At 52.5% G+C, this 15,150-nt stretch carries 8 protein-coding genes; 4 read left to right on the forward strand and 4 right to left on the reverse strand.

The features are described 5' to 3' along the window. Positions 1 to 4: 4 nt before the first annotated feature. Positions 5 to 2,671 (reverse strand): pyruvate dehydrogenase (acetyl-transferring), homodimeric type, encoded by a 2,667-nt coding sequence (gene aceE / locus SANT_RS16990; RefSeq protein WP_025423455.1) that lies wholly within the window; start codon positions 2,669 to 2,671, stop codon positions 5 to 7. 127 nt (positions 2,672 to 2,798) lie between these two features. Next, positions 2,799 to 3,563 (reverse strand): pyruvate dehydrogenase complex transcriptional repressor PdhR, encoded by a 765-nt coding sequence (pdhR, locus tag SANT_RS16995; RefSeq protein WP_025423456.1) that lies wholly within the window; start codon positions 3,561 to 3,563, stop codon positions 2,799 to 2,801. Positions 3,564 to 4,130: 567 nt separating this feature from the next. Here pdhR and SANT_RS17000 point away from each other — a divergent pair. The 3 genes from SANT_RS17000 (at position 4,131) to SANT_RS24280 (ending at position 12,492) form a co-directional block, all read left to right on the forward strand. Further along, positions 4,131 to 5,498, forward strand: coding sequence for an amino acid permease (locus SANT_RS17000; RefSeq protein ID WP_025423457.1), 1,368 nt, complete (start codon positions 4,131 to 4,133; stop codon positions 5,496 to 5,498). 1,280 nt (positions 5,499 to 6,778) lie between these two features. Continuing rightward, a complete protein-coding gene (locus tag SANT_RS17010) occupies positions 6,779 to 11,251 on the forward strand; it encodes a M91 family zinc metallopeptidase (RefSeq protein WP_081730474.1) in 4,473 nt (1,490 codons plus the stop codon). A gap of 218 nt (positions 11,252 to 11,469) precedes the next feature. Continuing rightward, complete coding sequence (locus tag SANT_RS24280) at positions 11,470 to 12,492, forward strand: hypothetical protein (protein WP_158500166.1); 1,023 nt, start codon at positions 11,470 to 11,472, stop codon at positions 12,490 to 12,492. Between the two features lie 215 nt (positions 12,493 to 12,707). Here SANT_RS24280 and ampE read toward each other — a convergent pair whose 3' ends face one another. Together ampE and ampD are read right to left on the reverse strand one after the other, a co-directional pair. Beyond that, positions 12,708 to 13,562 carry a beta-lactamase regulator AmpE gene (ampE, locus tag SANT_RS17020; RefSeq protein ID WP_025423461.1) on the reverse strand — a complete coding sequence of 285 codons (855 nt, stop codon included), beginning with the start codon at positions 13,560 to 13,562 and terminating at the stop codon, positions 12,708 to 12,710. A gap of 16 nt (positions 13,563 to 13,578) precedes the next feature. Continuing rightward, positions 13,579 to 14,136 carry a 1,6-anhydro-N-acetylmuramyl-L-alanine amidase AmpD gene (gene ampD, locus SANT_RS17025; RefSeq protein WP_025423462.1) on the reverse strand — a complete coding sequence of 186 codons (558 nt, stop codon included), beginning with the start codon at positions 14,134 to 14,136 and terminating at the stop codon, positions 13,579 to 13,581. 91 nt (positions 14,137 to 14,227) lie between these two features. Between ampD and nadC the strand changes: the two genes are divergently transcribed. Then, positions 14,228 to 15,124 carry a carboxylating nicotinate-nucleotide diphosphorylase gene (gene nadC, locus SANT_RS17030; RefSeq protein WP_025423463.1) on the forward strand — a complete coding sequence of 299 codons (897 nt, stop codon included), beginning with the start codon at positions 14,228 to 14,230 and terminating at the stop codon, positions 15,122 to 15,124. Positions 15,125 to 15,150 lie beyond the last annotated feature (26 nt).

Below are 15,150 nucleotides of genomic sequence, written 5' to 3' on the forward strand. Positions count from 1 at the left end.
CCTCTTACGCCAGACGCGGGTTGACTTTGTCAGCATCGATGCCGAATTTGCTGATGGCCTGCGCCACCACATCAGCGCCGATATCGCCGCGTTTGGCCAATTCACCCAGCGCCGCAACCACCACATAGCTGGCGTCCACTTCAAAGTGATGACGCAGGTTCTCGCGGCTGTCGGAACGGCCGAAACCGTCGGTGCCCAGAACGCGGAACTCGCTAGCGGGAATGAAGTTGCGGATCTGCTCGGCGAACAGTTTCATATAATCGGTGGACGCTACCGCCGGCGCATCGTTCAGCACGGTGGCCACATAGGGTACGCGCGGCGTTTCGGTCGGATGCAGCATGTTCCAGCGTTCGCAATCCTGGCCATCGCGCGCCAATTCGGTGAACGAGGTCACGCTGTACACATCGGAACCCACCCCATACTCTTTCGACAGGATCTGCGCCGCTTCGCGCACGTGGCGCAGAATGGCGCCGGAGCCCATCAGCTGCACTTTGCCTTTGCCGCCTTCCAGCGTTTCAAGCCTATAGATCCCCTTGCGAATCCCCTCTTCCGCGCCTTTCGGCATGGCGGGCATAGCGTAGTTTTCGTTCAGCGTGGTCAAATAGTAGTAGACGTTTTCCGGCTTATCGCCGTACATCCGGGTCAAACCGTCGTGCATGATAACCGCGACTTCATAGGCATAGGCCGGATCGTAGGAAATGCAGTTCGGAATGGTCAGCGACTGGATATGGCTGTGGCCGTCTTCGTGCTGCAAGCCTTCACCGTTCAGCGTGGTCCGCCCCGACGTGCCGCCGATAAGGAAGCCGCGCGCCTGCTGGTCGCCCGCCGCCCAGCACAGATCGCCGATACGCTGGAAACCGAACATCGAATAGTAGATGTAGAACGGAATCATCGGCAAATCGTTGGTGCTGTAGGAGGTCGCCGCCGCCAGCCAGGAAGAAGCCGCGCCCAGCTCGTTGATCCCTTCTTGCAGGATCTGCCCTTTTTCGTCTTCGCGGTAGTAGGCGACCTGCTCGCGGTCCTGCGGCGTGTACTGCTGGCCGTTGGGGCTGTAGATGCCTATCTGGCGGAACAGACCTTCCATGCCGAAAGTACGGGCTTCGTCGGCGATGATCGGCACCAAGCGATCTTTGATCGACTTGTTCTTCAGCATCACGTTCAGCACGCGAACAAAAGCGATAGTGGTGGAAATCTCTTTCTTCTGCTCTTCCAGAAGCGGAGCGAAGTCCTCAAGCGTCGGCAATTCCAGCGGCTTGGTGAAATCCTTCAGGCGGCTCGGCAGATAGCCGTGCAGCGCTTTGCGGCGCTCGTGCAGATAGGTGTGCTCTTCGGACCCTTCCGCAAAAGTGATATAGGGCAGCGCTTCGATCTTGTCGTCGGTAATGGTGCTCAGGTTGAAGCGATCGCGGAAGTAGCGTACCCCTTCCATGTTCATTTTCTTCACCTGGTGCGCGATATTCATGCCTTCCGCGGTCACACCCATGCCGTAGCCTTTGATGGTGTGGGCGAGGATGACCACGGGCTTGCCGGTAGTTTTTTTGGCTTTTTGCAGCGCGGCGTAGATTTTTTTCGGATCGTGGCCGCCGCGATTCAGCGCCCATATCTCGTCGTCGCTCATGTCCTTCACCAGCGCGGCGGTTTCCGGATATTTACCGAAGAAGTGCTCGCGCACGTAGGCGCCGTTCTTCGATTTAAAGGTCTGGTAGTCGCCGTCGACGGTTTCGTTCATTAATTGAATCAGCTTGCCGGAGGTGTCTTTACGCAGCAGCTCGTCCCAGCGGCTGCCCCAGACCACCTTGATCACTTCCCAGCCGGCGCCGCCGAACACGCCTTCCAGCTCGTTGATGATCTTGCCGTTACCGGTGACCGGTCCATCCAGACGCTGTAGGTTACAGTTGATGATGAACACCAGGTTGTCCAGCTTCTCGCGCGTCGCGATGGTGATGGCGCCCTTGGATTCCGGCTCATCCATCTCGCCGTCGCCCAGGAAGGCGTAAACGGTCTGATTGCTGGTGTCCTTCAGCGCGCGATGGTCCAAATATTTAAGGAATTTTGCCTGATAGATAGCGCTGATGGGGCCCAGGCCCATCGACACCGTCGGGAACTGCCAGAACTCCGGCATCAGCTTGGGATGCGGATAGGACGAGAGGCCCTTGCCGTGCACTTCCTGACGGAAGTTGTTCATCTGATCTTCGCTCAGGCGGCCTTCCAGGAAGGCGCGGGCATAGACGCCCGGGGAAATGTGGCCCTGGAAATAGACCAGGTCGCCGCCGTCTTTGTCGTTGCGCGCACGGAAGAAGTGGTTAAAGCACACTTCATAAATCGTGGCGGAGGACTGGAATGACGCCATGTGGCCGCCCAGTTCCAAATCTTTCTTCGACGCGTGCAGCACGGTCATGACGGCGTTCCAGCGTATAGCGGAACGGATGCGGCGCTCCAACTCCAAATTGCCCGGATACTCAGGCTCCTCCTCGACCGGAATCGTGTTGATGTAATTGCGTCCGGCGGCACCTTGCGCGATGCTTACCCCACCTTTACGCGCTTCGTCCAACACCTGATCAATCAGGAATTGCGCGCGTTCAATACCTTCTTCACGGATAACCGATTCGATCGCCTGTAGCCAGTCGCGTGTTTCGATCGGATCCACGTCATTGTACAAACGTTCTGACATGGTGGTGTTCCTTATCTATCTTTAATATTGGTTTAGTTGGAGCCTGTCTTCCTATGCTCTGGCCGTCAGAGCATACGAAGACAGGCCCATAGCTTCTGCTGCCGCGTGGGCCGCCGTTCCCGGAGGCTTAATCCTTGCGTTGCTGGAGACGTCGAAGCGAGCGTTCGCGCCGGCTATGTTCCCGGCCAAGGTCCAGCAAAATTTCCTCAATAAACGCCAGATGGCGATGTGACGCCTCGCGCGCCTTTTCCGGCTCGCGCGCGACTATCGCCGCGAAAATCCCGGCGCGGTGGCTGCTCACCTGCGCCAGCATTTCCCGGCGCGAGTAAAGCAATTCAAAATTCTGACGCACGTTGTTTTCCAGCATCGGCCCCATGCAGCGCACCAGATGCAATAAAACCGCATTATGCGCGGCTTCGGTGACGGCGATTTGATAATTCATGACGGCATCGGCCTCCGCGTCGAGATCGCCGCTGTCCTGTGCCGCCTGAATCGCCTGATGGCATTCACGGATATGCTCGAAATCCTGCTCGGTCCCGCGCAGCGCCGCATAATAGGCGGCAATACCTTCAAGGGCGTGGCGGGTTTCCAACAGGTCGTATTGCGATTCAGGATGTTCCGCCAACAGTTCGGTCAGCGGATCGCTGAAGCTTTGCCACAAATTACTTTGCACAAACGTCCCTCCCCCCTGCCGCCGCAGCAGCAGGCCTTTGGCTTCCAATCGCTGGATGGCTTCCCGCAGTGAGGGGCGGGAGACGTCAAATTGCTTGGCCAGTTCACGCTCGGGAGGCAATTTTTCGCCGGGGCGCAGCGTCCCTTCCAGAATCAAATATTCCAACTGTTGTTCTATGACATCCGATAACTTGGGTTGGCGGATCTTACTATAGGCCATTTCTTGTCTTCTCAACGGATGGCGCGGAGTCAATTGGTAATACCAATTACATTTTCACGGTGCTAAAAGTAACAAAGTATTCACCTTCTGTCTATCGTGGCTTTGACCTAAATCATCAAATCGCGCACATTCTCACAAAAGCCTTACATCTATGCTGCGTCAGGCCCGCTGCGCAGCACAATCGTGTTTTCCGGCGAAAAGGTTATTAACGTCTATGAAACGTTCCGGGGAAGCCGGGGAAGATGACCGACACTGCAAGCCAGGGAAAAAACGCCGCCAAATGCATAGTCATGCAACCCGGATATGACCTGATGAACCCCGGCGATTTTCCCGTCGCCGTTACGCCCATCGTCCAGCAAACGACGGCGCCGGTTTATTACGCGCAAGTGTCATAAATCCCGTGCAAAGCCTGCCACATATCACTATTCTGTTGCCCGCGACAGCCCGGACGCAAAAATGCCGCGCCGTGACGCGTAAATTAAAACGTACAACAACCGTAACTGTGGATAGACACAGCGCTGGGCGGAATCCCGATATCTGCCCGCCATAACGACAGAGGATTCGATGATGGAAGGTCAACAGCGCGCCGAGACGCTGAAACGCGGGCTAAAAAACCGCCATATACAGCTTATTGCATTGGGCGGGGCGATTGGCACCGGCCTGTTTCTGGGGATTGCGCAAACCATACAAATGGCCGGCCCTTCGGTTATTTTGGGCTACGCTATCGGCGGCGTTATCGCCTTCCTTATCATGCGCCAATTGGGCGAGATGGTGGTGGAGGAGCCGGTGGCCGGTTCGTTCAGCCACTTCGCCTATAAATACTGGGGCAATTTCGCCGGTTTCGCCTCCGGCTGGAATTATTGGGTATTGTATGTCCTGGTGGCGATGGCGGAATTGTCCGCGGTCGGGATCTATATGCAGTACTGGTGGCCCGGACTGCCCACTTGGGTCTCGGCGGCGGTGTTTTTCCTGCTGATTAACGCTATCAATTTGGCTAACGTGAAGCTTTACGGCGAAATGGAATTTTGGTTCGCCATTATTAAAGTGATTGCCATCGTGGCGATGATCGTTTTTGGCGCCTGGCTACTGCTGAGCGGACGCGGCGGCCCGGAGGCCAGCGTGACCAATTTATGGGCGCAGGGCGGCTTCTTCCCCCACGGCGGCAAGGGCTTGCTGATGGCCATGGCGGTGATTATGTTTTCCTTCGGCGGTCTGGAGCTGGTGGGCATTACCGCTGCCGAGGCGGACGACCCGGCGCACAGCATTCCCAAAGCCACTAACCAGGTTATTTACCGTATTCTGATCTTTTACATCGGCGCGCTGGCGATCCTGCTTTCGCTGTACCCCTGGGGCAAAGTGGTGGAAGGCGGCAGCCCGTTTGTCTTGATTTTCCAGGCGCTTAACAGCTATTGGGTGGCCAATATCCTTAATCTGGTAGTCTTGACCGCCGCGCTGTCTGTTTATAACAGCTGCGTTTATAGCAATAGCCGCATGCTGTACGGTTTGGCCCGCCAGGGCAATGGCCCGCAATCGCTCGCCAGAGTCGACCGGCGCGGCGTGCCGGTGGCCGCGCTCGGCGTCTCGGCCGTCGCGACCGCGATTTGTGTGCTGCTCAACTACCTGATGCCCGGCCAGGCTTTTGGCCTGCTGATGGCGCTGGTGGTTTCTGCGCTGGTGATCAATTGGAGCATGATCAGTTTGGCGCATTGGAAATTTCGCCGCAAAAAGGCGCAACAGGGCGTCGTTCCGCGCTTTCCGGCGCTGTGGTACCCGCTGGGCAACTGCCTTTGCCTGCTTTTCATGGCGGGTATTTTGGCGATTATGCTGCTCACGCCGGGCATGGCCATTTCGGTGTATTTGATCCCGGTATGGCTGGTGGTGTTGGGCATCGGTTTTGCGCTGAAAACCTCCGGCCAGCGCGCAGCCGCACGCTGATCCCCCGTTTGCACGCCGGCCGGTATTACCGTGCCGGCGACGGGCCGCCGGCGGCCCGTTCGCGCAGGGCTTGCTACCTCAAGCTGCTAGCACCTGCCGCGTATCTATGCGCATTATTGCCTCTCGCATGCTGCGTAACGCGTTTCTCATGCCCGTATTCCGTCTCGCATGCCCGGTATCGCGTTTCGCGTGCCCGTATCCCGTCTCGCGTGCCCGGTATCGCGTTTCGCATGTCCCTATCCCGTCTCGCGTGCCCGTATTCCGTCTCGCATGCCCGGTATCGCGTTTCGCATTCCGGTATCGCGTTTCGCTTGCCCGTATTCCGTCTCGCATGCCCGGTATCGCGTTTCGTCTGCGCCGTATCGTCTAGTGCCCGCCGCATTTCGGATGCGGTGTTCTGCAAGTTGCCTGCCGCGTTGATTCCCGGCATTCCGCTTGGTGCAAAAGGTATTCCGCTTCCATTAACGCTAGAGTGCCGCTTTTCATCCTGTTTGCTTATGACATTGGGTTTTTACCTCGCGCGACGGCTGTCCTCATTACGCCACGAGGATGCGCATAAGCGAGTCAATATAAACCGGTCCTGCGCTGCGCGCTAACGGTGGGCACAGGTGCATTTCTATCCGCGTTAAAATATCATCGAAATGTGATTCAGCTCTTTATTTATCGTTAAAACCTGGGACCCACCGCTAACAAAAGAGCGCGTACCTGCCGATAAATAAGGTCTGCCCCCTCAGCAGGCATAAGTGAACACAAGGTGGCAGATTAATTATGACGCTTTCAATGTATTTAAGCACAAAAAATGACTTAGGATAAAAGCCCAAACTGATGATGAATACCGTGTCTTGTTTTCCAAATTCCAGCAATGTCTTTGCCACCATCACTATTGCCAATGCCAAATTGACGCCATATTCAATACGATTCCCTTCCCGGTCAGAACATCTACGCCGCAGGGTTGAGCGCATAAATCATGCGCCCTCAACCGCGAGCCCTTTATTCGCCGCCCACATCCGATCGCCCCGGCGCTTTGATAATAGGTAAAATCATCCGTCTCTCTTGCCAATTATTAAAGAAATATCGAGCAATGCTAATTAATATCATGAGTTTTCATTAGTCAATCAACTTTGACAGCGGGTGATAGGAACCGGTAGACGTGCTGATTTTGATCGTAAAACGCAATTAAAACGCTAAGAAAAAAGTGATTATGCGACAAATTTTTAATTTACTCAGCAAAAAACGGGGCATAGAAGCCTTACATAATCATACTAACAATAAGGTCAGAAATGAAAAAATTCACTGTTAATAATCAATATAGAAAACCTATCGGCAAGCATGTGAACTGGGCTGATGATAAACAGAAAAGCCAGTTGCCTTTTGATGACCAGGTTAAATTGCTCGCTAGCCAACCGGGGCTGCACAGCCGCAACGTAACCAGGCATAACGTCGCCAATTTAACCCTATTGGCTATGACTTACCTCACCAATGTCCAAAACAGCAGTCTCTCCGCCGCCTCATCCACGCCTAATCCCCGAGCGCTCGCTTTCAATGATAAAGGGGGCAATGTAAATTTCAAGGCGCCTAAGCCTGAAATCCCAAGCCACGAAAATCGACTGAATCACCGGCCCTTTCCCGTCGAAAAAGGCAAGTCAGGGACAATGATTGACATAAAAAAACGAGAAATGATTAATAACCTATCAGGTTCCTCGAATGAAACCAGAGAGAGGACAAGGACAAAAACCGAATCTCATTCCCTCTCTTTTCCGCAAGCCGAGGCAATGTCGGTAAAAGCCCATTCCCATCCTGACCGAAATAGCATCCGAAGTTCCCTTATTGATTGCCTTAAAAATTCTGCTACGGCCGTCGCTCAACAACATGCACACGTGGCAGTGGCTGAAAAAAATTTACCCAACAGCCGTGCGTCTGTCACGCCGGCCAAAACGCCTGTTGCATGGCCTTCCCCCGCGGCCAAGGACAAGCCTGAGGCGCTAAACCTTCCTGCCAAGCACGCCATTCCTCGGCAGACCACCAAAAAACCGCTCCCGGCACCAGAACGAGACCCGCTGAAACATTCTCTTTTGCCGAAAGCACGGCCTTTGCGCCACGCCCCCCAACTACAGGTAGGATCACGCCGCGCGCGTTCCCTGTATGGGCAAAACACGCTTTCCGATCTTGAGCCACCTCACCCGGCGGTACAACAGAATGACGACCGCAATATTGATCACAGTGCCGAAAGCGGGCCGGATAAAACGCGCCATCATAAACGTGAACGACGTGCATTATTAAACGATATAGAGAATGTGTTAGACATGCTGGCTGTCTATAGAAAACAGAATCATAATGAACTACTGAGTCGAAGTATGAGCCAGTGGCAAAACCAGCAGCTTGCTGCCTGGTTGAACTTTCCGTTTTCCGCGCGAAATGCTAAACATATCGTCGCGAATACTCTCCTTTTTTTAGTTCAGGATCAGGTTAAGCAACATGCGGTAGCCCAAAAATTACTTTATAGCGCGGGTAACTACGGCGGCGATGATAACGAACCCCTTACCGTAGCAGAAGATGAAAAGGTCATATATTATTGGCTGAGTGCCAATCTGTTCCCGGAATCTATTGAGCAATTTATTCTCGATACCATAAGCTCGCTACAGGCTGAAAACTATAAAAAACGCCAGGGCGTCGTCAGCGTTGCGGATCTGGGCATGAAGATAACAACTGAAATAAACAGGATGTTTGATTTCCTCAACCACGAACAGCAAAATGTCATCGCTGACTACCTACTGCATCACACTGTCTCTGTCGATTTCCCTTTATTCAAAATCCCCGAATGGCAAACGCTGGATGTCATGAGTTTTGACACCCAGCTAATTCATGTCGGTTTGAAATATGCCGATATTCAGAATGCGGACCCAAAACGGCTCAATCAGAACGAATATAAAGCGATAGGCATTGCTCTGTATGAAGGAATTATGACGGCAAAAATCCCGGCTATGCTTGCCGAGCATTTTCTTTTGCCGGCGCGTATCGACATTTTTTATTTGTCACAGACTCAGCCTTATCGCCATCGGGAAATAGTCGAGTGGGAACATAAAAAAAGGCTGTCGAACTATTTCAAACATCTCGGCCATCATATTCAGTCTAACAATATCATAGAAGACTATATAAACATACAGAAACTGTGGCGCACCCGCGAACAGATCGCTCAATCCATTAAAGACGATTGTTTAAAGAAGACGGAACACCACACGCTCAACAATGAGATAAAGGGGAAGTTTTGCATAAAAAAATTCTACGATAACAAAGGCAAGGTAAGAAAGTATTATGATTTATTACCAAATGATCTTGAGATGTACCATATGCTCGTGGAATCTATGACTAAACATTATGGCCAAGTCATCGATTTAGTCCTACGTAATGCGTTCTATAACTTAAGCGAAAATGAAATCCTTTTCTTGGCCCAGGCAACACTATCACAGATAGAGGCCACTGAATACGTGATCACCCGCGAACGTGATAAATTCAATTTATCGCACCGTAGTTCATACAGATGTAAACCACACAGGCTACTATTGAAAGCAGAGATGTCAGCGGAAGCTCGTTGGTATTCCATTGATTTCAATGGTGCGCCTTCGGTTATCCTGCGTGAAAATAATCTTGATCGCTACTGCAACCAAGACAATCCATTTCGTGATCGGCACGATGGCAACGCTAAAAGATCAATATATGACCCGCGAATCTTCCCTCTAAACCCCAATAACAGTATTAACAACTTAAAATCTCACTCAGAGCCTATCGATGTGTTTTTCGCTGGCGTTGTAAAACACTTTAAGCAGCAGTATTTTACTGTGTTATATGACAGCGGTTTTTCACAAACCGCGTTTGAAAAGTTCATCGGATTTCTGACCTCTTTAATCCCTTTTTACAATTGCGCCGAAGAAATAGAGAATAAACATGTCGCTGCGGCAACCATTGATTGTTCTATAGATATTCTTTCTCTCATTCCAGGCGTAGGATCCCTTGGCAAAATGCTGGCCAATCTCGGTCGAAAAACCGTGTTAAATCTGCTTAGGAAGACCAGCATCAAGGCATGGACGCCGCGTGTGTTAAAGAAAAACATACGAAAAGCCTTTATCTCAGCATTAAAATCCGAATACAAAATGACCGAAAAATATATGAAGGCGTTAACTAAGGCGTTCATGAGGCAGATAGATCCCGGTTTTGAGTTAATTTATAGCATCGGACGCAGCGGGGTAAGGAATATCAGGAAAGTTTTGAGGGAGTTCAACCATATCCCTCATGTATCATCAGCGTTGTATAAGCTTGAAAAGTTTTCACCTATGCAACCGTTTTTGCAAGGCGCCACGTCCGGCAAACCTTTGGTGGTTAAACATGGACAGACCAGATTATCCCTGTTAGCGCTGGAAGGTCGTCAATTTTTACAGCACCCACTTTATCTTGCAAACAGCGTCTCAACAGAACGATTTATCAGAAAGAAATATGTATTATCGCAACTCAACTATCCTTTAAGAGTTGGCCCTGGTGAATTAAAAAATTTCGGTCATTGCATTGCCAAACGAGATGGCATTAAAAGAAAATGCGTTAAAGCATTCAATTACCTGAGCCTAAATCAGAAACTTATTCGGGCCGATAATCATCTACGCCTCAACGATCTCATACAGGCATCGCCTTTTCTGCATCAGAGTTATAAACTGCTCGGCTTAACTAAGAAACGGGCTATTCCCGCTTTCGCCAATAGTTATGAAAATTATCTCACCAAACTATTTTCCGTATCGACAATCGGCGCGCTGGACTCTCTAAGCGAAGTTGAGATAATAGAGCGATGGATTGAGTTTAATGTCAAACACGCAGCAAAACCCGCGCTCGATGAACTCAAAAGTTTCACTATTAAGACGTTGGCCCATAGTGAGGTCTTTGTTGCAGAACAAACTATAAGAATTCGATATAGAAGACTCCACGGCGCGATAACCAGTCTCTCTACCACGCCGGTGGCACGTTACGCTAATGGACCGAACAGTCGTGCCAAAGTCTATGATCCATCGGCGAGCGCTAATCCCATTCAGGCCCCGACAGCCGGTGAAGAGGCATCAACCGCGACACACGGGATAATCATTCATGGCAATCAACGTTTTCAGACGGAAGTCATTAAGCATCTCGACACAATAAATACCCTCCCTTCAGGCAAACGCTTAATCGAAAGGTTGGAGCATAAGAAGGTTGACATAATACCGCCATCCTACAGCGATGTGAGAAGAGTAGTATCAAAACAAGGAGAGAAGGTCTTCTTGTCAGATAACTCATGTAACGGAAAAAGTATCATTTTCGATCCTGAAAATGACATCATGGGAACCAACGTTGAGGATTTGGCTAACGAGCCCTGGCGCGCACGCAATCCGGCCATCGCTTTGTACCATGAAATGCTTCATTCTTATTTTCATTATCACCATCAGAATATCTATGACCTTACGGGAAAAAAAGTGTTCAAAGTGAATGGCGGTAGCACTTTGCTTGACGAAGCGCGAATCACCGGCACCGTCTATAAACATAAGGGCCACGAATTCAATTTCTATGATTCTGGCTATCTGTCAACTATTGATGACGACACAAAATATTTTACTGAAAATAATTTCCGGAAAGAATTGGCGCAGCTTTATCGCCACGATCATTACTACATCAGGCCGGTTTATGGCTCCGGCGCTGAGCAAATCAGAATAAAGCAATACAAAATAAAATTAAGCAAATAAATGTAAGATTAGCAAACTCAATAATGAAACCACTTTTTAACCGCTTGCTTTTTGGCCACTATAAAAATATCCTTCTTTGGCTATCAGCAAAACCGCACAGATAAAACAGGCATCAAAAATAGGGATAGCCATTATTAATATTAGGAACGTTTTCATGTGCGAATAAAGATTAACTTCACACAAACGGACGTATGTTTTTGCCTTCATTGGGGTGTAAAATGTTTAAATTTTTGACAAACATGTATGAAAAACGCTTTCCCTCACGGGGATATGTTCCCGTTATGGATGTCGAGGACACGAATAATGAGATACCCAGGCCTTTACCCTTAGTTTTAGAACAGCAGTTACAAATCTGGATGCAGAATGGAATGCAAAGAAAGGAGCAGCGCGCGGCCGCGGGGAATAAGATAAGACAGTGTCATCATGCAAAAGAAGAGACTATTGATTTAAGTCATTTCAATTTATCAGAATGGCCACCTTATCTTCCTCCCACGTTAAGAAAGATCGATGCTTCACACAATGCCTTTCAGCAGTTTCCGCCGGCATCGCTTGTCCAGCTTGAGTCGCTTGATTTAAGCCATAATCGCCTGACACAACTACCTGCCGTTTATTCAGCGCCGCTCTCCCGGCTAAACATTAGCCATAACGCGCTTTCATCGCTACCGACTCCTCTTTATGAGTCGCTGGAACATTTGCGGGTAAATAATAACCCATTAAATTCCTTGGATAGTTTATCCAGCGCTTCGTTAAAGTGGTTGGAGGCCAGAAATTGCGGATTGCAGCACTTCTCTGCCACGACACCGGCGCTGACACATCTCGACCTGAGTGAGAATCATATCACCTCCCCCCCGCCGGCATGGCCTGAAACTTTGCAGCGGTTGAAACTCAGTCATAATAAATTAACCCATCTCGGACGCCTGCCCGACAGCGTGGGGCAACTCAACGCCGATGATAATCTACTGGTTGAACTGCCTAATCCGCCACCCAAAAACCTACGCTTTATCGATATCAGCCACAATCAACTGCGCCGCTTGTTCGATCCTGAAAAGGCGCTATTGCAGGTTCTCAAAGCTGACCATAATCTGATTAACACGGTGCCTGCCGCTTTTAGCCGGAAAGAGTGCGACACGCGTTTATGGCTCAGTGACAACCCCCTCACGGAGGAAACGAAAAATAGGTTGCGTGTATCGAACCGAGCAATTAGCGCCTTCGATAGCGCTTTACCGCGTATCGTTCTTTGATATATTGGCTGCGCTTGAATGGACTGACGCTTAACGCGGACGGCGTTAAGCCGATGGCCTCACTGGAACTCAGGGTGCCCCCCACCCTACCGCGGCGCTAGCGCGCCAAATCGGCGAATAACCCAGTGTCGCCGGTCGTTGCCGCCAAGGGTGAAGCGAGGCCGTGCTCCAAGTCCCAACTGGCTTTTCAGGTCTCGCCGTCCGCGTTTGGCGAATTAGACCAGCGCGCCGTAAATGGTTAACAGCGCCACCACGACCACAATCACCAACGTGACTTTCTTCGCCAGCGACACCGCGGCGCGGGGCGTTTGCACCGCATCCAGATGCGGCTCGCGCGCCAGCGAAAATTGCGCCAGCCGCGTGAGAACTTGATACTGGCTGCTATGGATATCCCACAGCGAAGCAAACCAGGCCGGCAGCGCCTTCTCGCCGTGCCCGAGCAAGGCATAGGCCGCGCCCGCCAGGCGCACCGGCAACCAATCCAGCCAGTGCAGCAACAAATCAATGCCGGAGCGCGCGCGTTTCATTGGCGTGGAGCGACGCGCCAACCAGGTCTGCCAGGCGCGCAAAAATGCATAGCCCGCCAGAGGTACCGGGCCCCAGGGGCCGCCTATCACCAACCAGAACAGCGGCGCCAGATAGAAACGGAAGTTGATCCATAGTAGAGCATTTTGCAGCTCGCGCAGCCGCTCCACCGGGGCACCTTCCACCGGCAGGCCATGTATCAGCGCCAGCTCCTCGCTCATCGCTTTGCTGGCGTCGCCGTCGCCGCGGGCGGCGGCAATCAGATAGTCACGGTAGTGGCGGCGGATCCCCCCCGCGCCGATGCACAGTACCCCTAAGACAATCCACAACAGCTGTAGAGGTAGAGAGTATAACCAACCGGAGGCCAGCCGCAGGCAGACCGCGACCAATAGCATCCAGCACAGCACCAATATCAGCGTCTGCGCCAGCGATGTCTCGCGCAGGCGGCTGAACGGCCGCTCAAGCCAGCGATCCAGTTGCCAATGTTCGCCGTGCTTGAAAAAACGTTCCCAGGCCAGCACCAATAATAATGTAAACAGCGTCATAACCCGCGTCTCCCTGTTAAATGTCGTCAGCCTGTGTTGACAGGAGTTGTCGAAAATCGCGCCAGCTGAAGGACGGTCCTGGATCGGTCTTGCGCTCGGGCGCGATATCGCTGTGGCCGGTGATGCGCGCCGGGGTAATGGGATAATGGCGCAGCAACAGGCGGGTCACGTCGACAAGCGCACGGTATTGCGCATCGGTATAGCCCAATGTATCGGTTCCCTCCAATTCAATGCCAATCGAAAAATCATTGCAGCGCTCACGTCCCTGATAGCAAGACACCCCCGCATGCCAGGCGCGCCGATGAAAGGGGACATACTGCACCACTTCCCCGTCACGCCGGATGAGACAATGCGCGGACACCCGCAGCCGCCAGATTGTGGCGAAGTAGGGATCAATCGCGGGATCCAGCGTGCCGGTAAATAGCCTGTCTATCCAGGGACCGCCAAAACGGCCCGGCGGCAAACTGATATTGTGTACCACCAGCAGCGTGGGCACCACGGTCGCCGGCCGATCGTCGCAATGGGGAGAAGGAACGCGCCTGACGCCTGCAATCCAACCGTTGTCCAACCGCATGGTGACCTCATTTTACCGAGAGTGGTACTTCGTTCGGCTTCAGGGTAGCATGAATCAAAGCTTCCCTTTATCCGCAGTTACGGAGATTTTTATGTCGACCCGCCGTTATAATGTTGAGCGCCGCCGCGCGGAATTACTCGAACGAGTAGAGCAGGATATCCCGCCGTCGGTCAGCGCCGCGCTAAAAGAAGATCTGGGCGGCAGCACCGACGCGCAGGCCGATATTACCGCGTTGCTGCTGCCGACGAACAGTCAGGCCACCGCCGTCATCATCACCCGCGAAAAGGGCGTTTTTTGCGGACGGCGCTGGCTTGAGGAGGTCTTCAGCCAGTTGGGCGGCGGCGTGACTATCGCGTGGCAGGTCGCCGATGGCGACCCCATTGAGGCCAACCAACCCCTGTGCCGGCTGAGCGGGCCGGCGCGAATACTGCTTACCGGCGAGCGCACCGCGCTCAATTTCCTCCAAACCCTGTGCGGCGTAGCCAGCGAGGTGAAACGTTATGTCGATGCGCTGGCGGGTACCGGCACCGCGCTGCTTGATACGCGCAAAACCTTGCCGGGCCTGAGAACCGCGCTCAAGTACGCGGTACTGCGCGGCGGCGGCAGCAACCACCGGCTGGGCCTGGCGGACGCTTTCTTGATTAAAGAGAATCATATCATCGCTGCCGGCTCCATCGCCAACGCCGTCGCCAACGCCGTGGCGCTGCGCGCCGATGTCCCGGTGGAAGTGGAAGTCGAAACCTTGGACGAGCTGCGCCAGGCCTTGGAAGCCGGCGCCGATATTATTATGCTTGATAACTTCAGCCGTGAAGACATGGTCACGGCGGTGGCCCTGACGCGTCAGAGAGCGGCGCTGGAAGTTTCCGGCAATGTCACGCTCGCGACGCTACGCGACTGCGCGCTGACCGGCGTCGATTATATTTCCGTCGGCGCGCTGACCAAACATCTGCGGGCGCTGGATCTCTCCATGCGGTTTCATCAAGGATAAAAAGTGCGCGCGGCTGCGCAGTGCCA

The organism is Sodalis praecaptivus (genome assembly GCF_000517425.1).
Taxonomy (GTDB): Bacteria; Pseudomonadota; Gammaproteobacteria; order Enterobacterales; family Enterobacteriaceae; genus Sodalis_A; species Sodalis_A praecaptivus.

Bases quoted from the DNA above. Each gene is read 5' to 3' on its own strand.
- SANT_RS17010 (WP_081730474.1), top strand. From the start codon at position 6,779: ATGAAAAAATTCACTGTTAATAATCAATATAGAAAACCTATCGGCAAG.
- aceE (WP_025423455.1), bottom strand. From the start codon at position 2,671: ATGTCAGAACGTTTGTACAATGACGTGGATCCGATCGAAACACGCGAC.
- ampE (WP_025423461.1), bottom strand. From the start codon at position 13,562: ATGACGCTGTTTACATTATTATTGGTGCTGGCCTGGGAACGTTTTTTC.
- SANT_RS17000 (WP_025423457.1), top strand. From the start codon at position 4,131: ATGGAAGGTCAACAGCGCGCCGAGACGCTGAAACGCGGGCTAAAAAAC.
- nadC (WP_025423463.1), top strand. From the start codon at position 14,228: ATGTCGACCCGCCGTTATAATGTTGAGCGCCGCCGCGCGGAATTACTC.
- pdhR (WP_025423456.1), bottom strand. From the start codon at position 3,563: ATGGCCTATAGTAAGATCCGCCAACCCAAGTTATCGGATGTCATAGAA.
- ampD (WP_025423462.1), bottom strand. From the start codon at position 14,136: ATGCGGTTGGACAACGGTTGGATTGCAGGCGTCAGGCGCGTTCCTTCT.
- SANT_RS24280 (WP_158500166.1), top strand. From the start codon at position 11,470: ATGTTTAAATTTTTGACAAACATGTATGAAAAACGCTTTCCCTCACGG.